The organism is Goodfellowiella coeruleoviolacea, assembly GCF_024171785.1.
Classification (GTDB): Bacteria; Actinomycetota; Actinomycetes; order Mycobacteriales; family Pseudonocardiaceae; genus Goodfellowiella; species Goodfellowiella coeruleoviolacea.
Genome location: NZ_JAMTCK010000001.1, coordinates 546,403 through 572,869 on the forward strand (window position 1 = coordinate 546,403; position 26,467 = coordinate 572,869).

Sequence of the window (26,467 nt, forward strand, 5' to 3'; positions counted from 1 at the left end):
GCCAGAGCAGGACGGTCATGACAGCGAACGGCAACGAGGAACTGCGGGTCGAACTGCTGGGCCCGCCCCGGGCCTGGCTCGGTCGGCAGGAACTCCACCTGGGGCCGGCCCGGCAGCGCGCGGTGTTCGCGGTGCTGGCCCTGCACGCCAACCAGGTGGTGTCCCGGCGCGATCTCATCGCCGCGGTGTGGGGCGAGTCGCCGCCGGCCAGCGCGGACGGCAGCGTGCACACCTACATCTCCGGGCTGCGGCGGCGGCTGGAGCCCGACCGCGACCGCTGGGCCGCCGGGCACGTCCTGACCTCGCAGCCGGCCGGCTACCTGCTGCGCCTGCCCGAGGCCGCGCTGGACGTCGCCGTCTTCGACCGGTTGCGCGACCAGGGGCAGCGCCAGCTGGCCGCCCAGGACGCGGCCGGCGCCCGGGAGTCGCTGGACGCGGCACTGGCGCTGTGGCGCGGCGAACCGCTGTCCGGGGTGCCGGGCCCCGCCGCCGAACTGGAGCGGGAACGCCTGGTCGAGGCGCGCCTGGTGGCCGCGGAGCACCGCGCCAGGGCCGTGCTGGCCACCGACGGGCAGGCCGAGGTGGTCGCGGAGCTGACCGCGCTCAGCCACGACTACCCGCTGCGGGAGTCCCTGCGCGAGCTGCTGATGATCGCCCTGTACCAGGCCGGCCGGCAGGCCGAGGCGCTGGAGGTGTTCCACCAGGCCCGCCGGGTGCTGCTGGACGAACTCGGCATCGAGCCGGGGCCGGCGCTGCGCCGCACGCACGAGCGGGTGTTGGCCAACGACCCGGCGCTGGGCGCGCTCGCGGCCGAACCCGGCGGGGCCGGCCCGGCCGTGCCGCCGCTGTCCGTGGTGCCCGCACCGGTGGCCAGGGCGGCCGCGCGGCCCACCGCGCCCGGCACGTTCGTGGGCCGCGCGGCCGAGGCCGCCCGACTGCGCCAGCTGGTCACCGGGGTGCTGGCCGGCCGGGGCGCCCCGGTGTGGATCGAGGGCGAGCCGGGCATCGGCAAGTCCGCGCTGCTGGCCGTCGGCCTGGCCGACGCCGGGCAACGCGGGTGTCAGCTGGGCTGGGTCAGCGCCGACGAGTTCGGCCAGGACGTGCCGCTGCGGGTGGTCCTGGACTGCCTCGGCGTCAGCGCGGACTCACCGGACCCGCGCCGCGCCCGGCTGGCCGGGCTGCTCGGCGAGCAACCCGCAGCCGACGGCTGGGTGCGGGGCGATCCCGTGCTGGCCGCGGTGGACCAGATCCTCGCCCTGGTCGACGAGTTGTGCGCGCGGGCGCCGCTGGTGCTGGTCGTCGACGACCTGCAGTGGGCCGACCAGGCCAGCGTGGTGGTGTGGCACCGGCTGTGCGCGGCCACCCGCCAACTGCCCCTGCTGCTGGTCGCCGCGTCCCGCCCGACCGAGGAGCGGACCGAGCTGGCCGCGCTGCGCCGCAGCGTGGAGGCGCGCAACGGTGAACTGCTCACCCTGACCCCGCTGTCCGATGTGGACACCGAGAGCCTGGCCAGTGGGCTGCTGGGCGGCCCGGCCGGGCCGGGCCTGCGCGAGCTGGTCGGGCAGGCCCAGGGCAACCCGCTGTACCTGCGGGAGCTGCTCGACGCGCTGGTCCGGGCGGACGCGGTGACCAGGTCGGCCGACGGGGTGGACGTTCTCGCCTCGGCCGTGGCCGAGGCGCCGCGTTCGCTGGTCGCCGCGATCGGCAGGCGGATCGCGCTGCTGTCCGAGCCGACCAGGGACGTGCTGTGCTGGGCCGCGCTGTTCGGGGTGGAGTTCGGCGTGGCCGAGCTGGCCGCGGTGACCGGCCGGCGGGTGTCGGAGCTGGCCGGCGCGCTGGCCGAGGCGGTGGCCAAGGACGTGGTGGTGGACGTGGACGCCCGGCTGTCCTTCCGGCATCCGCTGCTGCGCCAGGCACTGTGCGACACCCTGTCCCCCGCTGACCGGGCCGCCAGGCACCGGCGGGCCGCCGAGGCACTGGCCGGTGCCGGCGCGGCCGTGACGCGCGTGGCCGAGCACCTCGGGTCGGCGCGGCTGGGCACCACCGCCACCGCGGTCGACGACTGGGTGGTGGCGTGGGTGGCCTCGGCCAGCGCCGCGCTGTCCAACCGCGTCCCGCTGATCGCCGCGGACCTGCTCGACCGGGTGCTGGCCGGCTGCCCGCCCGACTCGCCGCACCGCGTGACCCTCGGGCTGGCCCTGGTCCGCGTGCTGTTCCGGCTGGAGCGCAACCCCGAGGCGCTGATCAGGCAGGTGCTGGCCACCGCGACCGAGCCGAGGCACGTCGCCGAGCTGCGGCACCTGCTCGCCGCCGTCCTGCACCGCACCGGCCGGACCGCCGAGGCCGTGCGCGCGCTGGGCAGTGCCGCGGACGACCCCGAGGTGCCGGAGCTGTGGCGGGTCAGGCACCGGCAGCTGCTGGCCAACTTCCGCCGCGGCGACCTGAGCGACCTGGACGCGACCGAGGCCGCGGCGCGCCAGGCCCTCGCCCAGGCCGGCGGCGAGCCCTACCTGGTCGCCCACGCCGAGCAGACCCTGTGGCTGGTCAACTCCATCCGCCGCCGCCACGACCGGGCGCTGGAGCACGTGGACCAGGCGCTGGCCGCGCTGACCGACGACGCCGAACTGGCCGGCCTGCACCTGGACCTGCTCGACAACCGGGTGTTCACCCTGCAGAACCTGGACCGGCTGGCCGAGGCGGACAGCGCGCTGCGACGCGGCCGCGCGGTGGCCGCCCGGTACGCGCTGCCCAACGGGCTGGGCGTGACCGCGGCCGTGCACCACTACTGGACGGGCCGGTGGACCGAGGCGCTGGTCGAGCTGGACGCGGTGGCCGAGGACGGGCCGGAGATCACCTTCTACGGCCTGCGCGAGCCGGGGCCGGCGGCACTGCTGCTGTACGGGGTGGCCGCGCTGATCGCCGGCCGGCGTGACGAGCGCGCCGAGGCCGCCGCGCTGCTGGACGCCGCCGAGGAGCACGCGGTCGCGACCAACGCGGAGCGGGAGAGCTGTGACTTCCTGCTGGTGGCCCAGGCACTCGCGGCCGTGCAGCGCGACCGGACCGAGCAGGCCTTGTCCATCGCGGACCCGATACTGGACCCCGGCTACGCGCCGATGATGCTGCGCCACCAGTGGCTGCCCGACGTGGCCCGGCTGGCCGTGCGGGTCGGTGACCTCGACCGGGCGTGGCGGGCCCTGGCCGTCTGCGAGCAGGAGGCGGCCAGGGAGACGGTGCCGGCCAGGGCGTTCGCCGCGGCGGCCCACTGCCGGGGGCTGGTCACCGACGATCCCGAACCGGTGCTGGCCGCCGCCGACCACCACCGCTCGGTGGGGCGCCGCCTCGAACTGGCCACCGCGCTGGAGGACGCGGCCGTGCTGCTGGCCGGCGGCGGCCACCGCGCTGAGGCCGCACCGCTGCTGGCCGAGGCGAGCGAGGTGTTCGCCGACCTGGGCGCGCACTGGGACCTGCGCCGGGTCGAGGCCCGGCTGCACCAGTTCGGCCTGCGGCCCACCAGCCAGCCCCGCCCGGACGCCGGGTGGGCGGCGCTGTCCCCGCTGGAGGCGCAGATCGCCGCGCTGGTCGCGGCCGGTCGGTCCAATCTGGACATCGCGGGGGAACTCGCGCTGCCCCGCCGCACGGTCCAGGCCCACGTGGCCAGGGTGCTCGGCAAGCTGCACGCGCCGTCCCGGGCCGGTGCCGCCGACCGGGTGCGGCGGCACCGCGCCAACGCCGACCGCGACACGCTGGAGCCCGGGGCGTGAGCCAAAAGCCGCCCCGGCCGTGAACCCCCGCGGTCAGCGGCGGCGGCCAGGGCGGCCACCGGTCAACGGCGGGACGCACGCGCGCCGCAACGAGTCGTCCAGGCCGCGCAGCAGCTCTCCCACCCGGCCGCCACCGCTCGGCGCGGTGGGGTAGCGCGCCAGCACGCGCACCACGACGGGACCGGCCAGCTCGCGCGCCCGCTCGATGTGCTCGGCGCCAACCCGGGGGTCGTCGCCGGCGTCGATCTCGAACGCGCGCGCCGCGTGCGCGGCCGATCCGAGGATGTGCAGGACCTGGGTGGCTTTCGCCAGCGGGTGCAGGTAGCCCGCCGCTCCCGCGTGACCGGCGGCGCGCGCCGCGTCGGCCGCGGCGGCACATCCCCGCTCCTGCGCCGCCCGCGCCGCCCGGTGCGCCGCCAGCGCGGACACCCGCATCGCCCTGGTCCGCCGACCCCCGGCGACGAACCCGCGCGTCTGGTCGAGCGCGTCCCGCGCGCGGGGGTCATCCGGGCAGTCGCGCTCGAAGATCGCCAGCGCCGGCTCCGCGCAGGCCACCGCGTAGCCCGCGATCTCACGCAGTTCGGCCGTGCTCAACTCGATCGTCAGGTCCTCGTCGGCCACCGTCATGTCGTTCAACGGTATCGTTGAACGGTCGGTGTGGACTTTCCAGCGGTACCAGCAGGACAGCGACTGGAAAGCGTCAAGACGACCGCCGGCCCAGCACCGGGTGGCCCCGGGTGCGGTTCAGCCGCGCACCGCGCCGCGCAGGATGCCGCTGACGATGTGCCTGGCCAGCAGCAGGAACAGGACGACGACCGGCACCGCCGCCACGCTCACGCCGGTGAGCAGCAGGGCGTAGTCGGTGTAGTACCCGCTGGCCAGTCGGGACAGGGCGACCTGCACGGTCGGGGTGTCGTTGGGGTCCAGCACGATCAGCGGCCAGAAGAAGTCGTTCCAGGCGGCCAGGAACGAGAGCATGCCGAGCACCGCGGCCTGCGGACGCACCAGCGGCACCACCACGTGCCAGACCGTGCGCGGCAGTGAGCAGCCGTCGCTGCGGGCCGCCTCGACCAGTTCCACCGGCACGGCCTCCTCGCACGCCTGCCGCATCCAGAACACGCTGAACGCGCTCACCAGGCCGGGCACGATCACCGCCTCCAGCCGGCCGTACCAGCCGAGGTCGCCGACCACCAGGTAGAGCGGGATCACGCCGAGCTGGGTCGGCATCATGGCCGTGCCGACCACCACCAGGAACAGGCTGTTGCGGCCGGGGAAGCGCAGCCGGGCGAAGGCGAACCCGGCCAGGGTGGCCAGCACCACGTTGGACACCATCACCGTGCCGGCCACGATCAGCGAGTTGCCCAGCGCCAGCCACAGGTCGACGGTGTCGACCAGCTCGCGCAGGTTGTCGAGCAGGTGGCCACCCGGCACCAGCGGCGGGACGCGCTCGCCGATGGCCGAGCCGTCCCTGGAGGCCACCACGACCGCCCAGTACAGCGGGAACACCGACACCACCACGACCGCCACCAGCAGCGCGTACACCAGCACGCCTGGGCCGCGCCGGGCCGGTGCGGCCGAGGGAGCGCGCCGGGCCGGCCGGGTGGACCGGGTGGACCGGACGGGTCGGGTGGTCTGCCGCACGCCGCTCACAGCCGCCCCCGCCTGGCCAGGCGGCGCACCAGCCCGAGGCCGACCAGCACGCACCCGCCGCACAGCAGGGCGAGCACCCAGGCGATGGCCGCGGCGTAACCGGCGTCGAACACGCCGAAACCCTTCTCGTACAGGTACATGGTGATCGTCTGGAACTGCCGGTCGGTGCCGCCGATCCCGCCGAGCCCGGACACGTCGAACAGCTGCGGCTCGACGAACAGCTGCAGGCCACCGACGGTCGCGGAGAACGCGGTGAACCCGATCGTGGGCCGGATGGCGGGCACGGTCACCGCCCAGAACGCCCGCCACCGCGACGCGCCGTCGAGTTCGGCCGCCTCGTACAGCTCCTGGTCGACGCTCTGCATGGCGGCCAGGTAGAGCAGGGCGTTGTAGCCGGTCCAGCGCCAGGTCACGGTGGCCGCCACGGCCAGGTGCGCGGCCAACCGGTTGGCCTGCCAGTCGACCGGCGGCACGCCCAGCTGGTCCAGCACCCAGTTGGCCACCCCGAAGTCGCGGCCGAACAGCTGGGCGAACACCAGCGTCACCGCGACCACCGACACGGCGTTGGGCAGCAGCACGCCGGCCCGCCAGAACACCGCTGTCCGAAGTGGACGGTTGAGCAGCGCGGCGATGCCAAGGCCGGCGAACAACTGCGGCACCGTGGCCAGCACCAGCATGCTCACCGTGTTGCCCAGGGCGTTGTAGAAGTGGGGGTCGGTGAACAGTGCCGCGTAGTTGGCCAGTCCGACGAACCCCTGGTCGCCGTTGACCAACTGCCAGTCGTGCAGCGAGATCCAGGCGGTGTAGGCCAGCGGGAACACCCCGAAGACCGCGAACAGCACGAAGAAGGGCGCGACGAACAGCAGCGGGGTCGCCCTGGCGTCGAGCCGCGCGAGCAGCACCACCCGCCGCTGCCGCCGCGCTGGCGCCGCCAGGCGGGCGGCCCAGGCCAGCACCATCGTCCGGTTACCTGACCGCGTCGCTGGCCTGTTGCAGGGCCTGCGCCCAGGCCTGTTCCAGGGTCTGCTTGCCCTCCTCGACCCGGCCGAGGGCCTGGCCGAACTTGGGGCGCACCTCGGCGTCGCGCAGCCCGCGGTAGTTGGGCCGCAGCGTGTCCGCCGAGCGGGCGAAGATCTGGCCGACCGGCGCGTTGCTGAAGTAGGCGTTGGTGCTGCCGACCACGTCCGGGTCCTGGTACACGGCTGGCTGGCTGGGCAGGATGCCGTCCCGCAGGAACAGCCGCTTCTGCTGCGCCGGCGCGGTCAGCCAGGCGGCCAGGTCGTAGGCTTCCCGGTGGTGGGCGCCCTGTCTGGGCAGGGTGAGGAAGGACCCGCCCTGGTTGCCGGCGTTGCCCGGCACCGTGGTGACGTCCCACTTGCCCGCGTTCTCCGCGCCGCCCGCGTCCTCGATCTGCTTCAACAGCCAGGCGGGGCAGGCGATGGTGGCGAACGCGCCCTGCTTGATCGCCACCGTCCAGGGCTGGGTGTAGGTGGTCACCCTCGCGGTCTGCCCCTTGGCGCCGATGCCGCCGGCGATGTCGAAGGCCCGCCGCACGTTCGGGTTGCGGTCGGCGCTGAACGAGTCGTCGCTCTTGGCGAAGTAGTTCTCCTCGGCCTGGTTGAGGATGGCGGCGTAGATGGTGCCGGCCGAGTCGGCGAACTTCGCGTCGGTGACCGCGGCGCTGAAGCGGTCGGCGACCCGCGCGAAGTCCTCCCAGGTCGGCCAGAGTGCGGCCACCTCGGCCCGGTCGGTGGGCAGGTTGGCCCTGGCGAACAGGTCGCGGCGGTAGCACATGGCCAGCCCGCCCATGTCCGTGCCGAGGCCGAGCACCACCCGACCGCCGTCGGTGACGCCCTGCTCCCACTTCCACGGCACCCACTGGCCGCGCAGGTCCAGTGCGCCGAACTCGGCGAGGTTGACGAACTTGTCGGCGGACTGGCGGAACAGCGGCAGGTACTGCTCCTCGACGGCGACCACGTCGGCGGCGCCGTGGCCGGCGGCCAACTGGGTGGCCAGTCCCCTGTGGTGCGAGTCGAAGTCGGTGACCCGGCTCTTCACCTCGATGCCGGGATGTGTTGCCTCGTACTCGGCGAACAGCGGCTCGTAGCCGAACTCGCCGTAGGTGGCCACGGTGAGGGTGGTCTTCGCGTTGTCACCACCGGCGCACCCGGTGAGCAGTGCCAGCGGCAGCACCACGGCCAGCGCCGTGGCGGCCCGGTGCAGGAGCCCGCGCGTCATCAGCTTTCCCATCTCCAGAGATGTCCACGAATCCCCCAGGCTCGATCCTGCGTTGATCGGGTGAGTGCTGTTGTTCCTCCCGGTCGTGCCCGGGCCCGTGGCGGAGTGCTAGATCATGCCGGCGCGCATGGCGTAGGCGACCGCGTGTGGGCGGTTGCGCAGGTTGAGGCGGCTGCTCATGGTGTAGATGATGTTGCGGACCGTGCGCTCGGAGTAGCACAGCCGGTCGGCGATCTCGGTGGTGTCCAGTCCCTCGGCCATCAGCCGCAGCACGTTGATCTCCCTGGGCATCAGGCCGGACGCGTTGAGCCCCCGGGGCGCGAGCACCTGCCGCTGCAGGCGCTCCACCTGCCGCAGGAGTTCGCCCAGCAGTTCCGGCGGGAGCACCCCGCCCCCGGTCGCGGCGGCCCTGATGCCGCCGATCAGCCGGTCGTCGGTGGCCGCACCGCGGGGCAGCACCGCGACGACCCGGCACTCGACCACGGTCAGCAGGTCGGCCGGGTCCAGCTGCCCGGTGACCAGGACCGTGGGCCCGGTGCCCTCCTCGGCCACCGCGCGCAGGGTGGACATCACCTCCCGGCTCACCCGGTCGGCGGCCACCACGCACACGTCGGCGTCGGCCACCTGCTGGGTCAGCAGCACGCCGACGTCGGAGCGCCCGCCGAGATAACTGGTCAGTCCAGCCATGGTGATGGGATCCGAGGCCCGCACGGCCACGCGCACTCGCTCCACTATCTCCTCCTGAACAGATTGGGTGCCTGCAGCATCATGGGTTTGGCTGCTCACTTTCCAGGCCACTTGGTGTCCGTTCGGTGCTCACTTCGGGTTGCCGATGCGCAGTTCGCGGTGCCACAGCCGGTCGCACACGCGTTCCAGCCCGCCGGCCAGGTGCCGGCGGTAGGTGCTGAAGGCCAGCCCCAGCCGTTCGGCCGCGGCCTCCTGGGTGGGGACCCCGTCGAAGAACGTGGCGCTCACCGCGCGGTGCCACTTGGCCTCGCGCGGGTCCTCCCGCAGCGCGCCGACCGCCTCCCGCACGGCCTGGCGCAGTGAGCGCACCGGGTCGGCGATCCCGTAGTCGGCCACCACCCGGCTGCGGGTGAGCGGGTTGGCGGCGAACACCTCGGGCTGGCGCCACGAGCGCAGCGCGTCGCGCACGGCCGCGTCGAACTCGGGCCGGGACAGCACCACCAGTTCCGGCGGCCGCGCCGCGCCGCGCACCCGGGCGCCGAACAGCTCCCTGGACTTCTGCAGCGCCAGCCACGCCTCCAGCGGGACGGGCCGCCAGTCGTGGGCGAACAGGCCGTAGCTGGCCCCGCCGACCGACGGGGCCGCGCCGGCCTGCGGGTGGTCGATGTAGGCCATCAGCGGCTCCCAGAACTTGGTGTCCGCGAAGACCAGCACCGACCAGGCCAGCCGCTCCTGGTGCAGGATCTCGGCCAGGATGCGCCACTCGACCAGGTCCATCACCGGTGACGGGCGCTGGTAGTCGGTCGGGCAGACCATGAACCGGGCGATCCCGAGGTGCTCTCCCGGGCGGGGCGGTCCGAACGCCGACACGTGCTGCCACACCGCGGCCACCACCGGGTCGGCCTCGATCTCCTCGTCCCTGGGCTCGGCCAGCCGCAGCCAGGCCATGAAGCCGACCGGCTCGCCGGTGGCCGGGCGCCGGTGCACCCGGAACGCCTCGGGCGCGCGGTCCAGCCAGAACCGGACGACGGCGGCGGACTCCGCGCCCTCGGCCTCGGCGGCCAGCCGGAGCACGGTGGTCCGGTCCTCGGGCCGCACCTGGTCCTCGACCACATCGCCGTCGGTCTGCCAGGTCAGGAACTCGGGCATCACCCCGCCGCCGCGGTGCAGGTAGGTGAGCGCGGCCATGGCGGGCAGCACGTCCGTGCCCGAGGCCTCCCGGCCCCGCTCCAGCACGTGCGCCCGGATCTGGTAGTGCATGGCCTGGTAGCCCTGGGGATCGCGCCAGCGCAGGTCCGCGTCGAGCGCGTCGCGCAGCACGTCGAGCGGGTGCAGCCCGTGCTGGCCGGACTGGATGAAGGACAGCTGCCGCAGCCAGGTGAACAGCGCGCCGGCGTCGGCGTCGGGCATGACGGTGCGCAGCAGTTCCTCGGTGGTGGCCAGGGCGTGGGCGGAGATCTCCAGGGCGCGCCGGTGCAGTGCCGAGGGCACCTCGCACATCAGCTGGGCCAGCAGCGTCTCCTGCACGTCCCTGGTGGGTGTCCAGCTCGCCCGCGACTCGTCGCGCACCGCGTCCTCGGCGGCCAGGCGCAGCGCCAGCGGGTGGCCGCCGGCGAAGGCCAGCACCGACTCGTGCAGCCGGGGCGCCACCCCGCGCGCGGTCAGCAGGGCGATGGCGTCCTCGGGGGCCAGGTCGCGCAGTGCCACGATGCGCAGCGCCTCGTCCCAGCCGGGGTCGGTCCGCCACCGCACGCTGGGCCGCTGCCGGCTGGCCAGCACCGCGACCGCGCCGATCGGCAGCCGGGGCAGGAACTGCTCGCGCAGCCAGCACTCCAGCTCCTGGACGTGTTCCACGTTGTCCACCAGCAGCACGGCGCCGTCCGCGCGCAGCACCTGGCCCACCGCGGCCTCGAACGCGTCCGCGCTGGGCGTGATCGTGTTCGCGTCCAGCTCCACCACGGGCCGCTCGGCCGCCCTGGCCTCGTCGCCGAACCGGCGCAGCAGCGTGGACTTGCCGATGCCGCCCGGGCCGTGCAGGAAGAGCACGGGAAACGACCCGGCGTCGCCGGCCAGCGCGGACCGGAACAGCGCCAGCTCCACGGATCGACCGACGAAGGCACGGTTGCGCGCCTCGCGCAGCCGGTGTGCCAAGCGGTCCGCGGAGTGGTCCACACCAAAGGGCATGAGCTGACTGTAATCGAACCGTGACCCGTTGGGAGGATTGGGATCCAGCGATGGTCCAGACCTCTCGCCCCCAGTAATTACCCTGTGTGACATCCGCTTACCCGTCTCGCCGAACCGGAGCCCTGCGGCACCGAACCGGCGTCAGCCCCACCGGCGGCCACCGAGTGCGGGCACGGCTCCCGACTGCCCGGCTCAACCAGCCGCACAGAAAATCCCTTCTCCCGGCTCCGCCGGGCCCGCGGACGCTGTCGGTTGGTCGGTCTTCTGCGGAATGGCGAACTGACACCTCAACGATCAGGACAGCGCTGCCCGACGACGGCCCGCGCAGACGGTGAGTGGTCAGTTGACAGTTTTCCCCACCCGGTCGGTTCCCCTACCTGATCAGGTCTGGCGCGGCGCTCGACTTTGCCTGTCACATCGGGGCCGCCGCTGTTGTTCCGCCGCCGCTACGGGCTCGCGCGCCGCTTCGTCGCCGGCCGGGCGCGCACGTGCAGGCGTTCGCCCTGCGGCCCGAACAGGCTGATGATCTCCAGTGGGCCCGGGCCGGGATTGTTGAACCAGTGCGGTGTGCGGGTGTCGAACTCGGCGACCTCACCCGCGCCGAGGGTGAGGTCGTGCTCGCCGAGCAGCAGCCGCAGCCGCCCGGAGAGCACGTACAGCCACTCGTAGCCCTCGTGCGTCTGCTGCTCCGGCTCGCGGTCCGACGCGGCCACCGGGTAGATCATCTTGTACGCCTGCACACCGCCCGGCCGACGGGTCAGCGGGATGAACGTGATCCCGTGGCGGACCACCGGGCGCGGGTGGACGCGCGGGTCGCCGGTGGCCGGTGCGCCCACCAGTTCGTCCAGGGTCACCTGGTGCACCCGGGCCAGCGGCAGCAGGAGTTCCAGGGTCGGGCGCCGTTCCCCGGTCTCCAGGCGGGACAGGGTGCTGACCGAGATCCCGGTGGCCGAGGACAGCTGGGCCAGCGTCACCCGGCGCTGCTGGCGCAGCGCGCGCAGCCGCGGCCCCACCCCGTCCAGGACCTGCTGCGGAGCCGTGGCCGGGACAGCGGAGTCTTCCTTCATCCCTCCATTTGCCGCTTCGGCAACGTTTCTTGTCAAGTCGGCAGCCGAGGGCGGACGCTCGCGTTCCGAGAACGTCCCGCCGGCCCGGGAGCACCAGCGCCGGCCGAGATCAGGAGGACACCGCGATGACTCAGCCATCACCACACGATGAGCTGGCCGAGCAGTACGACGCCGTCGTTGTCGGCGGTGGCGCGGCCGGGCTGAGCGCGGCACTGGCACTGGGCCGGGCCCGCCGTGCCGTGCTGGTCGTGGACGCCGGCGACCCGCGCAACGCGCCAGCCGGCCGCGTGCACAACTTCCTGACCAGCGAGGGCACCCCCCCGGCCGAGCTGCTGGCCGCCGGGCGCGCCGAGGTCGCCGGGTACGGCGTGCGGGTGCTGAGCGCCACCGCCACCTCGGCCCGGCGCCTGGCCGGCGAGGCCGCCGACGCCCCGGGGCGGGCCCGGTTCCAGGTCGACCTTGCCGACGGCCGCGCGGTGCGGGCCCGGCGGCTGGTGGTCACCACCGGCCTGGTCGACGAACTGCCCGAACTGGACGGGCTGGCCGAGCGGTGGGGCCGGGACGTGCTGCACTGCCCGTACTGCCACGGCTGGGAAGTGCGCGACCAGGCGATCGGCGTCCTCGCCACCGGCCCGACCGCGGTGCACCAGGCGCTGCTGTTCCGCCAGCTGAGCGCGGACGTGGTGCTGTTCCAGCACACCGGGCCCGCGCTGAGCGCGGCCCAGGCCGAGCAGCTGGCCGCGCGCCAGATCCCCGTCGTCGACGGCGAGGTCGCCGCCGTGGTGGTGCGCGACGACCGGCTCACCGGTGTCCGGCTGCGCTCCGGCCGGGTGGTCGCGCGCCAGGCCCTGGTGGTCGCGCCCCGGTTCACCGCGCGCGCGGGCGTGCTGGCCGGCCTGGGGCTGGCCACCAGCGAGCTGGTCGTCGACGGCCACGTGCTCGGCAGCCACGTGCCGGCCGACGCCACCGGGGCCACCAGCGTGGCCGGCGTGTGGGTGGCCGGCAACGTTGCCGACCCGATGGCCCAGGTCGTCATGGCGGCGGCAGCGGGTCTGCGGGCGGGCGCGGCGGTCAACGGCGACCTGGTCAACGAGGACACCGCCGGCGCCGTGGCCGCGCACCGCGCCCTGACCGAGGCCGAGCTGTTCTCGGCCCGGGCCGAGGCCGAGGTGTGCGAGCAGGTGGTCGGCGCGCGCCGGCACGGCGTGTGAGCGCGCCGGCACGGCGTGTGAGCGCGCCCAGGTCCGGCCCGGTGAACAGCGGCGGCCCGCCCGGCACAGCACCGGGACGGGCCACCGACGGGCTGGTCGGACCGCGCGGTCAGGCGGTCACCAGGGACACCCCGTAGACCGACAGCGCCTCGTTGACCGGCTGGAACCAGGTCTCGCCACCGGACGAGCAGTTGCCCCAGCCGCCCGAGGTCATGCCCTGGGCCTGGTCACCGGAGATGAACGAGCCACCCGAGTCACCGCCCTCGGCGCAGACACTGGTCTTGGTCATGCCGTACACCGCGCCCTGGCTGTAGTTCACGGTCTCGTTCTTGGCCAGGATGGTGCCGCAGTGCCAGTGGGTCGTGGACCCCGACCGGCACACCGACGTGCCCACCGCGGCCTCGCGCGACCCGCGCACCAGCACGTCGCTGACCGTGCCCCAGCCCAGCACGACCGGCACCGTCCACCAGCCGTTGCCGATGCGGATGAACGAGTAGTCGTTGCCGGGGAAGGACGAGCCGGCGAAGCTGCCCATGGCCGAGCCGTCCCAACCGGACACCGAGGCGCCGGCCGTGCCGCAGTGGCCGGCGCTGACGAAGCCGCCCTGCACGGAGAACCCGATGGAGCACCGGACGTTGCCGTTGATGTAGTACGGGTCGCCGCCGACCGTGCCGGCCGCGAACGTCTCCGGCCGGGGCGCGGTGGTCCGCTCCACGGTGACCGGTCCGGCCTGCCGCGCCCGGTCCAGGAACGCGTCCAGCTCCTGGTCGTCCGCGCCCGCCCGCACCGAGATCACCACGCTGCCGCTGCGCGGGTCGGTGCGCCAGCTGTGCACGCTGGCCGGCGCCGCGGTGTGCTGCGCGGCCTCGTCGATCCTGGCCTTGACCGCGGCCAGGTCGGCCTCGGTGCGCGCGACCTGGGTGGTGCGCGCGCCCGTGGCCCGCACCGCCTCGGCCTTGCTCTGGTCGGTCAGGCCCACGACCAGCGCGCCCTGGTCCGCGTCGAACCACGCGCCGCCGAAGGCCTCACCCGCGGCCTGCTGGGCCGCCGGCGCCACCTCGGCCGCCGCGGCCTCGGCCAGCAGCCGTGTTCTGGCCTGCTGTTCGGTCAGTCCCAGATCACGTTGCATGGCCGGGAGCACGCCGGCCGACAGCTCCGGAAGCGCGGTGTCGGGCGCCGCCGAGGCCGGCGCCAGGGTGGTGCCCACCCCGACACTGGCCGCCAGCAACACCGACGCACTGATCCGGAGCAGGATCTTGCGCTGCACCATGATGGATTTCCTTGTCGTAGCAGGGATTCCGGCGTGCACTCAGCGAACCGTGTAGCCGACCGTGATCACGCCGAGGTCGCGGTTGGCCAGCTGCCCGAAGGCGCCGTAGGTGAGGTCGAGGCAGACCGGGTCGGCGAACGCGCCCCGGTCGTTGATCCGCACCGTGATGGTCCTGCCCTGGTAGCTGACGTCCACCAGGGTGTTGAACGGCAGTGACCGGTGCGCCGCGGTCATCGCGTAGCGGTCGAAGATCTCACCGCTGGCGGTGTGCGAGCCGGGCGGGATCTCCCCGTCCGCGCCGTACCAGGTGGCGTTGCAGGTCGCCGTGATCGACATCTGGACGTGCGCCGGCTCCGCCGCCGCCGTCGCCACCCCGGCCGAGCTGAGCGAGAGGACTCCGCTCGCGGCGAGCGCCGCGACCCGAATCGTGTGTCGCATCAACGTTTCCCTTCACCGTAGCGCTGGTTCCGGTTCCAGCGCCCACAGCTTGGCGCGGCGCCCGGGCGGGATCTCTACGGAGACACCGCAGGATCCGCCCGGTCCGGCACAGCCGGGATCGGCCGGCCCGGGGTGCTCAGGCCACGGCGTGGAAGGTCACGGTGAACCCGGTGCAGGCCGGGCAGTCGTACACGGTCTGGTTGCCCGGCTCGGTGTCCTGTTTGGACCACGCGTAGGCCTTGGGGCACTGGGCGGACAGCGCGTTGCTGTAGGCCGTCCTGGCGTCCCGGTTCGGGTTCACGCACAGCACGCGCCTGCCGTTGTCGGTGACCGCGTTCTCCGCCGGGCAGTACGGCAGCAGGTCCTTGGCGCAGCCGGCGGTGCCGCACAGCTGCGAGCCGGGCTGCGGTGACGCGCCCTTGGGGGTGATGGTGATCGGCAGGGAGAACGCGTTGACGTAGGAGACGTTGTACCAGGGGGCCAGCGCGTCCTTGGTGTCGAAGTTGAACTCGGCGAGGCTGGCCGGCTGCTCACCGGTGACGCAGTGGCCCGCCTGGACCCCGCAGTCGCCGATCCTGCAGTGGAAGGTGCTGCCGGACTGGCCGGTGCAGCCCTGGCGGGCGAAGAACTTGCCCCGCCAGTGGTTGGGCGACTCGTTCTCCGGGATCGTCACGGTGGCCGACTGCCCATTGTCCAGCCTGGGCAGGTTGGTGAGGTTCTTGGAGCCGTCGGCGTTGACCAGGCTGCCGATCCAGATGGGCTGGCCGGACTGGTTGACGAAGGTCACGGTCCGGTTGGCCGCGGCGAACGCCGTGGTGGTCGTGCCGGTGCCGACGAGCACCACGGCGAGCGAGAGCACGAACGCGGCGGCGAGGGCGAGCGTTCGCCGCAACCGGTGGGGCGCGGGGACGTCCACGAGTGCCTCCTAACTCACGGCCCGGTAGGCCTGGCCGACCGCGTTCGGGGTGGTGCCGTTGTACAGGCCGGTACCCGAGCGGTCGGTGGGCAGTGCGAACCAGGCATAGCGCTCTACATAGGACAGTTGGTTGAGCATGGCGGTGGCGCCGCGCACGAAGTCCACCTGCTGTTGCTGGGTGGGGTAGCGCGGCGTGGCACCGGAGAAGTCGATCAGGGCGAACTCGGTGAGCCAGATGGGCTTGTGGTACCTGTCCCACACCGCCTGCAGGTAGCCGCGCAGGTGGTCGACGGCGGCGGCGCTGAAGTCCGAGCCGTACCAGTGCAGTGCGATGAAGTCGACCCGCAGGGAGCGGGCCGCCGCACCGGACAGGAACCGGTCCAGCCAGCCGCCGGCCACGTCACCGCTGTGCGCGACCACCGGGCTGCCCAGCCGCATGCCGGTGGACTGCAACCGGGGCCACAGCTCCAGTGCCCGCTCCACCGACATGTTCGCCTGCTCGGCCAGGTCGGGCTCGTTGAAGCCGAGCAGCGTGCTGCCCTCGGCCCGGGCCTGGTCCAGCCTGGCCTGGGTGACCGAGCCGGCGCCCCAGATCGTCGGGACGAACTCGACGCCGGCCGGCGCCGCGATGTTCTGCCTGCCCGAGTCCCAGTTGTGGTACCAGCCGACCCGGACATCGGCCAGCGCCTGGGTGACGCCGTCGAAGTACCAGGTGCTCACGCCCTTCTTGGTGGCGGCCACCTGCCCAGCGGCCGCCTGCCCGGCCGCCGCGTTTCCAGTCACCGCGTTTGCAGCCGCAGCGTTTCCGGAAGCCGGGGACACGGCCAGCGCGCCGAGGACCACGATCAGCAGGGCGGCCAGGCGGTGTGCGGTGGGGTGTCGTCGCAACGGTGTCTCCTCCTGACGGTGCGCGCTCAGGTTGGTGGGGCGGCGACGAGCTGGTCAGCGGGGCAGCTGGGTCCAGTCCACGACGGCGTCGGTGTGCTGCGTCGGCTGGTTGTGCGCGGGAAAGCCGTACGGGTCCCAGTTGTTGGTGTGCCACACGTTCTGCATGAAGGCGCCGGGCTTGCTGGGAATGCGCGTGGCCGGGCCGCGGTAGTCCCACAGCGTGACCCGTTTCCCGGCGCGGTCGACCAGGTAGTAGGTGACCGCGTCGGCGGACCAGCTGAAGCCGTACTCGAAGTACTCGGTGGCCGAGTTGTAGCCGGCGATCGCGGGAACCGAGGTCGGCTGGTTCTCGCTCGCGCTGACCGGCATGCACTCGCCGAAGTGGGTGGAGAAACAGGTGGAAATGATCTTTCCGGCGCGCAGGTCGATGACCCGGGACACCTTGCGCAGCTCGCTGTCGGCGTAGTCGGTCCAGATGGTCAGGTAGATGACCTCGGGCTGGGCGCACAGCCACTCGATGTCGATCTCGCTGTTGTCCGGCAGGCCGTCGCCGTTGCCGTCGGCGTGGTCGGTGGAGTAGGTGAACACACCGGTCACCACCCCGACCCCGGGCTGCCCCGAGCAGTCGGCCGCCTTCATCCGGGTGCTGTACTCGCCGTAGCCGTAGGACTGGTTGCTGGCGATCTGGATCCCGGCATCGGGGCCCACGCCCGGTCCGGCCACCAGCCGCATGCGCAGTGCCGTGCCGTCCACCGCCCCGGGGTCGTCGACCCGGGTGAGCTGGTTGCCGCTGGGCAGCTGGTGGAAGTGCGGCGAGGTCACCGCGGCCCAGTTCTCCCTGGGGCCGGCCGCCGCGGCCGGCAGCGCCGCGGCCGACAACACCACCACGGCGCCCACCACGCCCGCGACGAGCAGGCGTCGCAGCCCACTGCGGATTCTCATCGCTGTCCCTTCCCGGATACCAGTGCGGCTGCCCGAATGTCCCCCCGGGTGATGTCGGTACGGGCAGAGTCGGCTCGGCACCGCGGTGCGCCACGCGCGAAGTCAGGCGCCGCCGAGCGCGAATGCCAGTAGGGCGGCCGGGCCGGGGCCGAGTGCGCGCACTGCCGCGAGTAGCGGTTCTCGTTCGATTCAGGTGCGGAAACCATGTCGTTTCTCGATCAAGACGCGGACGATCGTGCTGACTGCGTACCTGACCTCAACTCGCTTCTGCTCAACGTGTCGGGCCGCCGCAGATTCTTGGGGTGTTCCCCAGCCGTGTCTCTACGGACCCACCCCAGGATTTCTCCGCCCACTACCCTGTCGGGCTGTGCGAGTTTTGACGGTGGAGGACGACAACGAGTTGGCGTTCGAGATCGTTTCTGGATTGCGCCAGGCCGGATTCGCGGTGGATCTGGCCGTTGACGCGGGGTCGGCGGATCTGAATTTGTCGACCTACACCTACGACTGCGTGGTGTTGGACCGCGGTCTGCCCGACGGCGAGGGCCTGGCGTTGCTGCGCGGGTGGCGCGAGCGCGGCGAACGCGTTCCGGTGCTGGTGCTCACCGCCATGGACAGCGTCGACGAGCGGGTGGCCGGGTTCCACCACGGCGCCGACGACTACGTGGGCAAGCCGTTCGCCATGGCCGAACTGGTGGCCAGGGTGGGTGCCCTGTGCCGGCGGCTGGAACAGCCACGACCGACCACCATCCGGTTCGACGACGTCGAGATCGACGTGCCCCGAAGACGCGTGTTCCGGGGCGGCGTGCTGTTGAGCCTGACCACCAAGGAGTTCGCCGTCCTGGAACTGCTGGCCTCCCGCCGAGGCAGCGTGGTCTCGCGCTCGGAACTCATCGAGCACTGCTGGGACGAGATGGCGCAGCCCATGTCCAATGTGGTGGACGCGGTCATCGCGCAGCTGCGCCGCAAACTCGGTCCGCCGCCACTGATCGCCACGGTGCGCGGCGTCGGCTTCCTCATCAGCGAAACGGCCTGATCCGTGCTCCGGCCGGTCACATCCCGGTTGACCCGGCTGCGTTGGGCGCTCACCGCCCTGTTCACCGGAACCGCGGCCATCTGCATCGCGACCATCGCCACGTTCACCATCGTGACCGACTCCCGGTTCCGCGCCGCCGCGCTGGACAGCGAGCTGGACCGCCAGGTGGCCGGACTGTCCCGGGCGATCTCCTACCTGGACGGGCGGTTGCGCCTGGAATCCCTCGACGGGGACGTCCTCGTCGAGCACACCATGTCGCTGTCGGTGTGGGAGGACACCGGCGACGGCTGGCGGCTGCGGTACTCGCGCACCGCCAGCGACCCCGCCCCCGACCCCCAGCGCGAGCAGGACCTCGCCCACCGGGTGCTGCGGAGCCGGGAAACCGAGTTCGCCGACGGCGCCGGCCTGACCGGTGGCCCGCTCCGACTGGCCGGCGCTCCGGTGTGGCACGGCGACCGGGTCGGCGCGGTCGTGGTGGTCACGGGCGATCCCACCCCTGGGTGGCGTGCGCACACCGAACTGGTGGCGGGGATCGGTTGGGGCGCACTGGGTCTGCTGCTGCTGGCGGGTGGGGCCGGGTACCTGCTGTCGGCGATCAGCATGCGTCCCGCCCTGCAGGCGCTGGAACAACAGGAGCGGTTCCTCACCGAGGCCGCGCACGAGCTGCGCACTCCCCTGGCCACGCTGCGGCTGCTCGCCGAGGCCGGCGCCGCCGATCCGGCCAGGGCGGGCGCCACGGCCGGTCAGGTGGTCCGGTTGGTCGACCGGATGGGACACCTGGTCACCGGGCTGTTGACCAGGGCACGGGTGCGCAACGGCAGCTTTCCCGTCGAGCTGCTCCCGCTGCGGCTGGACCAGCTCGTCGAGGAGGTCGTCACCGAGCACCAGGGGCCGGTCGCCCTGGAGACCGAGCCGACCGTGGTGCGCGGCGACCCGGTGCTGCTGGGGCAGGCCCTGCACAACCTGGTCGACAACGCCTTCCGGCACGGCGCCGACCCGGCCGGGTCGGCCCGGGTGTGGGTGCGGGTGGCCGCGGGACGGGTGGTGGTCGGCGACCAGGGACCGGGCATCGCCCCCGAGGACCGGGAACGGGTTTTCGACCACTCCGTCACCGGCGCACCGGACGGCACCGGAATCGGCCTGGCCATCGTGCGCTGGGTCGCCGAACTGCACCACGGTTCGGTGCGGGTGCTGCCCGGCAGTCCGCACGGCACCGTCGTGGAGTTGATCGTTCCAGAAGCGCCACCGTCCATTTCAGGACATCGCGGAAGCCAATCAGGGCAACATGGAAGCGCTCTCACGAAATTCTCACAATCCGACTGCCACCGTCCCTGCCAATGACGGACGACCACGTGGCACGTAGGGAAGAACCCCGGCGCGGACACTGCCGCGGTCCGGTTACGCCAGTGTGAGGAGTGAGGTCCGGCCCAGGCGCCGGACGATGGGGAGTGGATGAGAGTGTCTGCTGCTCAGCAACAGCCCACACCGTTGTCGGACAACAGGATCGAAGTCTGGTGCGCCGATCGGCTCGGCACCGGCCAGGTGAACATCACCGACCAGGTCGACACCGACCTGTTGGTCAGGGCACTGAACGTGGCCGACATCGGCACGGTGGCCGTCTACCGGGAGAAGTGCGCACCGGTACTGCCCGCCCCGACCCACCCGGCCGCGCTGACCGACGCGGTCAACCGCGGCGTTGACCGGCTCACCGTTGTCGCACAGGCGAAACAGCTGCTGGACACCGGTGCCGTCGACAGCGACCCGGTCGCCTTCCAGCACGCGGTGTCCACTTTGGTCAGCGCTGACGAACTGGCCATCGCGGACACCCACTGCCTGCGGGCGCAGCGGCGGGACCGGCCGTGCGACGACCGCCCGTGGCACGCCCTCACCCAGCTCCTGCGCGCCCGGATCAACGCGGCCCGCGGTGAACTGGTCGCGGCCAGCCGCGACGCGGCCGAGGTGCTGGCCGAGCAGGGCGGCACCGGAACCGTCCCGGTCCACTGGGGACGGCAAGCCCTCGCCCAGCTCGTCACCACCCACGTCGTGCTCGGCGAACTGGAGTCCGCTCGCGACCTGCTGCGCGAGCACCCGCTCGCCGGCCGGCGCTCCGAGCCCGCCGACAACGCCCACCTGCTCTTCGCCCGGGCCACGCTGCACCTCGCCGAGGGCCGCCCCGAGGAGAGCGTCAACGACTACCTGGAGTGCGGCCGACAGCTCACCGCCAGCGGCGTGCGCAACCCGGCGGTGCTGCCGTGGCGGTCCCGCGCGGCCTTCGCCGCACTGCGGGTCCAGCGCCGAGAACTGGCCGCGATCCTGGCCGAGCAGGAACTCGGCGACGCCCGCGGGTGGGGAACCCCACGCGCGATCGGCACGGCGCTGCACCCGTTCGCGCTCACCCAGCAGGACCCGGACCAGCGCCTGGCGCTGCTCGGCGAGGCGGTCGATCTGCTCAGGCTGTCACCCGCGGGCGCCGAACTCGTCCACGCCCGCTACGACCTGGGCAAGGCGTACTGCGCCAGAAAGGACTACGGCCGGGCGCACCGCCAGTTCCACGGCGCCATGCGCCTGGCCGAGCAGTGCCGGATGACCGGCTGGACCACCCGGGCGAGCCAGGCACTGGCCCAGGTGAACCGGTTGCGCGGCAACGTGACGCTGACCAAGCAGGAGACGCGCATCGCCCAGCTGGTGCGCGCCGGCTACAACAACCGGCAGATCTCCGAGAAGCTCTACCTGACCAGGCGGACGGTCGAGTTCCACCTCTCCGGTGTCTACCGCAAGCTCGGCATCTCCGGCCGCAGGGAACTGCACATCGCCCTGCCCGACGAGGCCGACACCCTCTAGGACCGCTTCCGCCCACATCGTCCACTGTGGACTAATCGCGGACTCCCACGGGCACACCCGCTCGTGGCAGCGCTCACCCCCGTGGGCGCTGGGCCACCGTGCGCCAGCGCCCAGAGCGAATCCCCCTGGCGCGCACGCCTGCCGCGCGGGCGCGCCCACCTCACCTCGGAGGTTCACGTGAGAAAGTTCACCAGCACCGTCCTCGGCGTCGCGCTGAGCATCGCCGGCGTGGTGGGCCTTGGCGCCGGGACGGCGTCGGCCGGCTCGATCCAGGTGCGCCCGGGCTCGGTGCCGGCCCAGTACCTGGCCGGCGTCCAGCGGGCGGCCACCACCTGCGGTGATGTCAACGCGCCGCTGCTGGCCGCGCAGATCGAGCAGGAGTCGAGCTGGAACCCCAACGCCGTGTCCTGGGCCGGCGCCCAGGGCCTGGCGCAGTTCCTGCCCGCGGCGTGGAGCGAGTGGGGCCGCGACGCGGACGGCGACGGCACCAACAGCCCGTTCGACCCCGAGGACGCCATGGACGCGCAGGGCCGCTACATGTGCTGGATCTTCCAGTTCATGCGCGACCGCGGTGTGCCGGGCGACCCGGCGCGGCTGGCGCTGTGGGGCTACAACGCCGGCCCGTGGGGCACCGCCGCCGCGTGGGGCAACCCGCCCACCGAGGAGGCCAGGCACTACGCCGACCGCATCCTCGGCGAGCTGATCTACAAGTACCGCCCGTGAGCTGAGGCGGGCCGAGGGGGCTGGCACCCCGAGCCGCCTCCTCGGCCCGCACCGCACGCCAGCGCGTGCTCTCCCACCCGTCGACCCGGCGAACTACAGTCGTGGGCGACAGGCGATTCGAGGAGGCGGCGGCGTGCAGGCGGTGGTGATCCACGGGGCCCGGGATCTGCGGCTCGACGACATCGAGCGGCCCGCACCGGGACCGGACGACGTGCTGGTCGCGGTGGAGTACGGCGGCATCTGCGGGTCGGACCTGCACTACTGGCAGCACGGCGCCACCGGCACGTCGATCCTGCGCGAACCGATGGTCCTCGGCCACGAGGTGGCCGGGGTCGTCGCCGCCGTGGGGTCGGGGATCACCGATGTCCACACCGGACAGCCGGTGACCCTGCATCCGGCCACCACCTGTGACCACTGCCCGGAGTGTCGGGGCGGGCACCCCAACCTGTGCGCGGACGTGTCCTATTTCGGCAGTGCCGCGCGCCTGCCGCACAGCCCGGGCGCGTTCGCCCGCTACCGGGTGGTGCCGCGCGCGCAGGTGCGGCCACTGCCGCCGGGCGTGAGCACCCGGCACGGCGCCGTGGCCGAACCCCTCGGGGTGGCCGTGCACGCGGTGCGCCGCGCCGGGAGCGTGCGGGGCAGGCGGGTGCTGGTCAACGGCGCCGGGCCGATCGGCTGCCTGGTGGTCGCCGCGGCCAAGGCCCTGGGTGCCGGCGAGGTGCACGCCAGCGACCTCACCGCGGCGTCGCTGGGGATCGCCGCGGCCATGGGCGCCGACCACACCGTCCAGGTCGGCACCGGCCAGTCGCTGCCGGCCGAGGTCGACGTCGTGTTCGAGGCGTCCGGGGCGCCCGCGGCGGTGGGTGCCTGCCTGACCGCGCTGCGTCGGGGCGGGACGCTGGTGCAGGTCGGCAACCTGCCGGCCGGTCAGGTCTCGGTCGAACTCGCGCCGCTGGTCAGCCGGGAGATCACCTATGTCGGCTCGTTCCGGTTCGTCGACGAGATCAGCGACGCGGTCGCGCTGATCGCCGAGGGCCTGGACGTCGAACCGCTGCTGACCCACACCTTCCCCGTCGACCAGGTGGAGACCGCGTTCCGCACCGCGCTGGACCGGTCCGTGGCCAGCAAGGTGCTGTTGGACTTCACCTCGGCCCGGGCCTGACCGGCCGGCCGGCGGTCAGCCGCGGTGCCCGGCCGCGTTCAGCTCCTGCCACGCCTGCCGGCGGCGGCGCTGTTCGGCCAGGTCCGCGACGGGGGCGGCGGCGAGCAGGCGCCGCGTGTACGGGTGCAGCGGCGCGGTCAGCACGGCCCGCGTCGGCCCCTGCTCGACGAGGTGGCCCCGGTGCATGACCGCGACCCGGTCGGCCACCTGCTGGATCACCGCCAGGTCGTGGCTGATGAACAGGCAGGCGAAGCTCAGCTCCCGTTGCAGGTCCGCGAACAGGTCCAGGATCTTGGCCTGCACCGACACGTCCAGCGCGCTGGTGGGTTCGTCCGCGATCAGCAGGTCGGGGTTGAGCGCCACCGCCCTGGCGATGCAGACCCGTTGGCGCTGACCGCCGGACAGCTCGTGCGGGAACCGGTTGCGCAGGCTGGTGGACAGGTGCACGGCGTCCAGCAGCTCGTCCACCCGGCGCTCCAGCGCGGCCCCGGCCAGCACCCGGTGCAGGCGCAGGGGTTCGGCCACGCTGCTGGCGATGGTGGCACGCGGGTTGAGCGCGGACGCGGGGTCCTGGAACACCACGCCGATCCGGCCGCGCGCGGTGCGCGCGGCACGCCGACCCAACCTGGTGATGTCCACCCCGGCCACCTGCACCTGGCCGCCGCTCGGCGTGACCAGTCCGGTCACCGCGGCGGCGATCGTGCTCTTGCCCGAACCGGACTCGCCGACCAGGCCGAGCACCTCGCCCGGTTCCACGTGCAGGCTCACCCGGTCGACCGCGCGCACCACCAGTGACCGGAACCGCCCGCCGTAGCTGACCGACAGGTTGTCCAGCAGCAGCGCGGGATTCACCGCCGCACTGTCCGGAATGGACCGGTGGGCCGGGTGCGCGGCCACGGCAACGTGCCCGTCCCGCGCCACGATCTCCGCACCGGGGTCGGGTTCCGGCACGGGCTGGGCGGTGGCCGAGGCGGTCAGCGACACCACCGATCCCAGCAGCTGTTTGGTGTAGTCCTGGTGCGCCTCGGTGAAGATCGCGGCCACCGGGCCCTGCTCGACCACGCGCCCGTCGCGCATCACCACCACGTGGTCGGCGATGTCGGCCACCACGCCCATGTCGTGGGTGATGAGCAGGATGGCCACGCCCAGCCGGTCGCGCAAATCCCGCAGCAGCGCCAGGATCTCCGCCTGCACGGTCACGTCCAGCGCGGTGGTCGGCTCGTCGGCGATGAGCACGGCCGGTTCGTTGGCCATGGCCATGGCGATCACCACGCGCTGCAGCTGGCCGCCGGACAGCTCGTGCGGGTAGGCCCGCAGCCGCTGTTCCGGGTCGGGCAGGTCCACCAGGCGCAGCAGGTCGAGCGCGCGCTGCCTGGCCTGCGCGCGGGAGCTGTCCCGGTGCACCCGGATGGCCTCGACGAGTTGGTCGCCGATGGTGAACACCGGGTTGAGCGCGCTCATCGGCTCCTGGAAGACCATGCCGACCCGGTTGCCGCGCACCGCGCGCAGCTCGGCCGCGTCCAGTCCGAGCAGGTCGGTGCCGTCCAGCAGCGCGCGACCGGTCACCCGCGCGGTGGCCGGCAGCAGGCCCAGCAGGGACAGGGCGGTGACGGTCTTGCCCGAACCGGACTCCCCCACCACGGCCAGCACCTGCCCGGCGTCCAGCTGGTAGCTGACCTGGCGGACCGCCGGGTGCCAGGCGCCGTCGGTGGAGAACTCCACGGAGAGGTTCTCCACCGACAACCGTGGACTGCTCACGGGGTGACCCCGATTTGCAGGTAGTTCGGGTAGGCCGGGAAGTCCGCGATGAAGAAGTTGGCCACCTTGGAGCCGTGCAGGAACGAGTTGCGGGTGTAGATCAGCGGCACCACGGGCGAGTCCTGCTGGATCTTCTTGTCGATCTCGGCCCACTGCCGCCCGGCCTCGGTCGGGTCCACCGTGCTCTGTGCCCGCTCGATGAGCTGGTCGACCTCGGGGTTGCGGTACCGGGACAGGTTGTACCCGCCGTTGCCGATCTCCGAGGAGGCGAACAGCGGCTGGAGGTTGGCGTTGGCGCTGGGGAAGTCCGGCTGCCACGAGCTGAGCGTCAGGTCGTAGTTGACCTGGTTGCCGGTCACCTCGGCGTCGTAGGCGTCGCGGTCGATCGACCGGATGTTGGTCTTGATCCCGGCCCTGGCCAGGGACGCCTGCACGGCCTGCGCCTTCTCCGGGAGGTTGTTGGTGTTGGCGACCACGAAGTCCAGGTTGTCCAGGCCGTTGGGGTAGCCGGCCTCGGCGAGCAGCTGCTTGGCCCTGTCCGGGTCACCGGTGGGCTGGGTCGGGTACAGGTCGTACTGCTCGCGCCCGGGGATGCCCTCGGTGATCAGGGTGGTGGCGATGTCGCCGGCGAGCTGGGCGCTGCCCGCGCTGGCGATCTGGTACGCGCTCTTGTCCACGGCGTACTGGAACGCCTGGCGCACCTTGGGATCGGCGAGCGGGCCCTTCTGGGTGTTCAGCGCCAGGTAGGCCAGGGCACCGGACTTGGAGGTGACCACGCGCTGCTTGGCGGAGGCGTTGTTCTGCAACTGGGCCAGCTGGGCCGGGGAGACGAAGGACGCGCCGAAGGCGAACCGGTCGTCACCGGAGTCGGCGACCAGCCGCTGCGAGATCACCGTGGTGTCCTGGCCGAGCTGGAACACCACCTCGTCCGGCAGCGCGGACCTGACCGAGTCGGTGTTCTTGTCCCAGTTGGGGTTGCGGGTCAGCTTGGCCCGCACGCCCTTCTGGTACTCGGCCAGCTGGTAGGGGCCGGACGCCACCGGGTGCTCGCTGTAGTCGGCCTCGGCGCCCTTGCCCTCGGGCACCGGCGCGAACGCCGGGGTGCTCACGATCCACGGCCAGTCACCGTAGGGGCGGGCCAGGTGGAAGACGAGGGTGCGCTCGTCCGGGGTCTCGATGGAGGCCAGGCGCTGCCCCTCGAAGGGCCCCCGGTAGTCGGCGCCGCCGACCAGCAGGGTCTTGTGGTAGCCGAGACCGCCGCCGGTGAAGGCCGGCGCGAACGAGCGCTCCACGCCCCACTTGACGTCCTGGGACCGGATCGGGGTGCCGTCGCTGAACTTCAGGCCCTCGCGCAGGGTGTAGGTCCAGGTGCGGCCGTCGTCGCTGGGTTTGCCGGTGTCGGTGGTCAGGTCGGGCACGACCGCGGCCGGCTGGCCCGGCGCCACGTTCCACGCGGTGAGCCGGCGGTGCACCAGGGCCAGCGAGGTGGTGGCGAGGTTGGCGCTCTTGGCCGGGTCGTAGTTCTGCGTGGCCGCGTCGCTGAGGATGTAGAGCGTCCCGCCGGTGGTCGCCGTCTGGGTCTGGGTGCTCGCCGTGTTGCGCGCGTTGGCGTTGCAGCCGGCGAGCGCGACCGCGCTCGCGGCGGCGGTGACCAGGGCCAGGCCCCGGAGGAGGTTCCTTCTGCGCATGCGCTTCTCT

At 73.0% G+C, this 26,467-nt stretch carries 21 protein-coding genes; 7 read left to right on the forward strand and 14 right to left on the reverse strand.

The features are described from left to right. Positions 1–17: 17 nt before the first annotated feature. Positions 18–3,761 (forward strand): BTAD domain-containing putative transcriptional regulator, encoded by a 3,744-nt coding sequence (locus tag LX83_RS02175; RefSeq protein ID WP_253766361.1) that lies wholly within the window; start codon positions 18–20, stop codon positions 3,759–3,761. Between the two features lie 33 nt (positions 3,762–3,794). Here LX83_RS02175 and LX83_RS02180 read toward each other — a convergent pair whose 3' ends face one another. The 7 genes from LX83_RS02180 to LX83_RS02210 form a co-directional block, all read right to left on the reverse strand. Next, positions 3,795–4,388 (reverse strand): putative immunity protein, encoded by a 594-nt coding sequence (locus tag LX83_RS02180; protein ID WP_253766363.1) that lies wholly within the window; start codon positions 4,386–4,388, stop codon positions 3,795–3,797. A gap of 117 nt (positions 4,389–4,505) precedes the next feature. Next, the gene (locus tag LX83_RS02185) at positions 4,506–5,309 is read right to left on the reverse strand and encodes a carbohydrate ABC transporter permease (RefSeq protein WP_253766974.1); all 804 of its coding nucleotides are present in this window, start codon (positions 5,307–5,309) and stop codon (positions 4,506–4,508) included. Between the two features lie 98 nt (positions 5,310–5,407). Beyond that, positions 5,408–6,370 (reverse strand): carbohydrate ABC transporter permease, encoded by a 963-nt coding sequence (locus LX83_RS02190; protein WP_253766365.1) that lies wholly within the window; start codon positions 6,368–6,370, stop codon positions 5,408–5,410. A 7-nt stretch (positions 6,371–6,377) separates the two neighbouring features. After that, positions 6,378–7,649, reverse strand: a complete 1,272-nt coding sequence (locus LX83_RS02195; RefSeq protein ID WP_253766367.1) for an extracellular solute-binding protein — start codon at positions 7,647–7,649, stop codon at positions 6,378–6,380. A 108-nt stretch (positions 7,650–7,757) separates the two neighbouring features. Beyond that, positions 7,758–8,336, reverse strand: a complete 579-nt coding sequence (locus LX83_RS02200) for a helix-turn-helix transcriptional regulator (RefSeq protein ID WP_301327537.1) — start codon at positions 8,334–8,336, stop codon at positions 7,758–7,760. A 129-nt stretch (positions 8,337–8,465) separates the two neighbouring features. Beyond that, complete coding sequence (locus tag LX83_RS02205; protein WP_253766372.1) at positions 8,466–10,520, reverse strand: ATP-binding protein; 2,055 nt, start codon at positions 10,518–10,520, stop codon at positions 8,466–8,468. A gap of 446 nt (positions 10,521–10,966) precedes the next feature. Beyond that, positions 10,967–11,587, reverse strand: coding sequence for a helix-turn-helix domain-containing protein (locus LX83_RS02210; RefSeq protein ID WP_253766374.1), 621 nt, complete (start codon positions 11,585–11,587; stop codon positions 10,967–10,969). 125 nt (positions 11,588–11,712) lie between these two features. Here LX83_RS02210 and LX83_RS02215 point away from each other — a divergent pair, with 125 nt between their 5' ends. Next, entirely contained in the window at positions 11,713–12,798 is a 1,086-nt protein-coding gene (locus LX83_RS02215) for an NAD(P)/FAD-dependent oxidoreductase (protein WP_253766376.1), read from the forward strand. 109 nt (positions 12,799–12,907) lie between these two features. Here the strand turns inward: LX83_RS02215 and LX83_RS02220 are convergent, their stop codons facing one another. The 5 genes from LX83_RS02220 to LX83_RS02240 all read right to left on the reverse strand — a co-directional run bounded on the left by LX83_RS02220 (position 12,908) and on the right by LX83_RS02240 (position 17,252). Next, the gene (locus LX83_RS02220) at positions 12,908–14,065 is read right to left on the reverse strand and encodes a S1 family peptidase (RefSeq protein WP_253766976.1); all 1,158 of its coding nucleotides are present in this window, start codon (positions 14,063–14,065) and stop codon (positions 12,908–12,910) included. Positions 14,066–14,107: 42 nt separating this feature from the next. Beyond that, positions 14,108–14,506, reverse strand: a complete 399-nt coding sequence (locus tag LX83_RS02225; protein WP_253766378.1) for a septal ring lytic transglycosylase RlpA family protein — start codon at positions 14,504–14,506, stop codon at positions 14,108–14,110. 136 nt (positions 14,507–14,642) lie between these two features. Then, on the reverse strand, positions 14,643–15,422 hold the full coding sequence (locus tag LX83_RS02230) for a thaumatin family protein (protein ID WP_253766380.1): 780 nt from the start codon (positions 15,420–15,422) through the stop codon (positions 14,643–14,645). A 9-nt stretch (positions 15,423–15,431) separates the two neighbouring features. Next, a complete protein-coding gene (locus tag LX83_RS02235; RefSeq protein WP_253766382.1) occupies positions 15,432–16,310 on the reverse strand; it encodes a glycoside hydrolase family protein in 879 nt (292 codons plus the stop codon). Positions 16,311–16,364: 54 nt separating this feature from the next. Beyond that, complete coding sequence (locus LX83_RS02240) at positions 16,365–17,252, reverse strand: glycoside hydrolase family 16 protein (RefSeq protein ID WP_253766384.1); 888 nt, start codon at positions 17,250–17,252, stop codon at positions 16,365–16,367. A 367-nt stretch (positions 17,253–17,619) separates the two neighbouring features. Here LX83_RS02240 and LX83_RS02245 point away from each other — a divergent pair, with 367 nt between their 5' ends. The 5 genes from LX83_RS02245 to LX83_RS02265 all read left to right on the forward strand — a co-directional run bounded on the left by LX83_RS02245 (position 17,620) and on the right by LX83_RS02265 (position 23,011). Next, entirely contained in the window at positions 17,620–18,285 is a 666-nt protein-coding gene (locus tag LX83_RS02245) for a response regulator transcription factor (RefSeq protein ID WP_253766386.1), read from the forward strand. A 27-nt stretch (positions 18,286–18,312) separates the two neighbouring features. After that, positions 18,313–19,626, forward strand: a complete 1,314-nt coding sequence (locus LX83_RS02250) for a sensor histidine kinase (protein ID WP_253766388.1) — start codon at positions 18,313–18,315, stop codon at positions 19,624–19,626. A gap of 147 nt (positions 19,627–19,773) precedes the next feature. Beyond that, the gene (locus LX83_RS02255) at positions 19,774–21,126 is read left to right on the forward strand and encodes a helix-turn-helix transcriptional regulator (protein ID WP_253766390.1); all 1,353 of its coding nucleotides are present in this window, start codon (positions 19,774–19,776) and stop codon (positions 21,124–21,126) included. A gap of 177 nt (positions 21,127–21,303) precedes the next feature. Further along, on the forward strand, positions 21,304–21,849 hold the full coding sequence (locus LX83_RS02260; RefSeq protein WP_253766392.1) for a lytic transglycosylase domain-containing protein: 546 nt from the start codon (positions 21,304–21,306) through the stop codon (positions 21,847–21,849). Positions 21,850–21,982: 133 nt separating this feature from the next. Next, a complete protein-coding gene (locus tag LX83_RS02265) occupies positions 21,983–23,011 on the forward strand; it encodes an L-idonate 5-dehydrogenase (RefSeq protein ID WP_253766394.1) in 1,029 nt (342 codons plus the stop codon). Between the two features lie 15 nt (positions 23,012–23,026). Here the strand turns inward: LX83_RS02265 and LX83_RS02270 are convergent, their stop codons facing one another. Continuing rightward, positions 23,027–24,769: a dipeptide ABC transporter ATP-binding protein gene (locus LX83_RS02270; RefSeq protein WP_253766396.1), complete on the reverse strand. Its 1,743-nt coding sequence runs from the start codon at positions 24,767–24,769 to the stop codon at positions 23,027–23,029. Then, complete coding sequence (locus LX83_RS02275) at positions 24,766–26,457, reverse strand: ABC transporter substrate-binding protein (protein ID WP_253766398.1); 1,692 nt, start codon at positions 26,455–26,457, stop codon at positions 24,766–24,768. The genes LX83_RS02270 and LX83_RS02275 overlap by 4 nt, the downstream gene beginning before the upstream one ends. Positions 26,458–26,467 lie beyond the last annotated feature (10 nt).

Coding starts and splice junctions, on each gene's coding strand:
- LX83_RS02175 (WP_253766361.1), top strand. CDS start 18: ATGACAGCGAACGGCAACGAGGAACTGCGGGTCGAACTGCTGGGCCCG.
- LX83_RS02275 (WP_253766398.1), bottom strand. CDS start 26,457: ATGCGCAGAAGGAACCTCCTCCGGGGCCTGGCCCTGGTCACCGCCGCC.
- LX83_RS02190 (WP_253766365.1), bottom strand. CDS start 6,370: ATGGTGCTGGCCTGGGCCGCCCGCCTGGCGGCGCCAGCGCGGCGGCAG.
- LX83_RS02210 (WP_253766374.1), bottom strand. CDS start 11,587: ATGAAGGAAGACTCCGCTGTCCCGGCCACGGCTCCGCAGCAGGTCCTG.
- LX83_RS02240 (WP_253766384.1), bottom strand. CDS start 17,252: ATGAGAATCCGCAGTGGGCTGCGACGCCTGCTCGTCGCGGGCGTGGTG.
- LX83_RS02195 (WP_253766367.1), bottom strand. CDS start 7,649: ATGACGCGCGGGCTCCTGCACCGGGCCGCCACGGCGCTGGCCGTGGTG.
- LX83_RS02225 (WP_253766378.1), bottom strand. CDS start 14,506: ATGCGACACACGATTCGGGTCGCGGCGCTCGCCGCGAGCGGAGTCCTC.
- LX83_RS02200 (WP_301327537.1), bottom strand. CDS start 8,336: ATGGCTGGACTGACCAGTTATCTCGGCGGGCGCTCCGACGTCGGCGTG.
- LX83_RS02180 (WP_253766363.1), bottom strand. CDS start 4,388: ATGACGGTGGCCGACGAGGACCTGACGATCGAGTTGAGCACGGCCGAA.
- LX83_RS02205 (WP_253766372.1), bottom strand. CDS start 10,520: ATGCCCTTTGGTGTGGACCACTCCGCGGACCGCTTGGCACACCGGCTG.
- LX83_RS02215 (WP_253766376.1), top strand. CDS start 11,713: ATGACTCAGCCATCACCACACGATGAGCTGGCCGAGCAGTACGACGCC.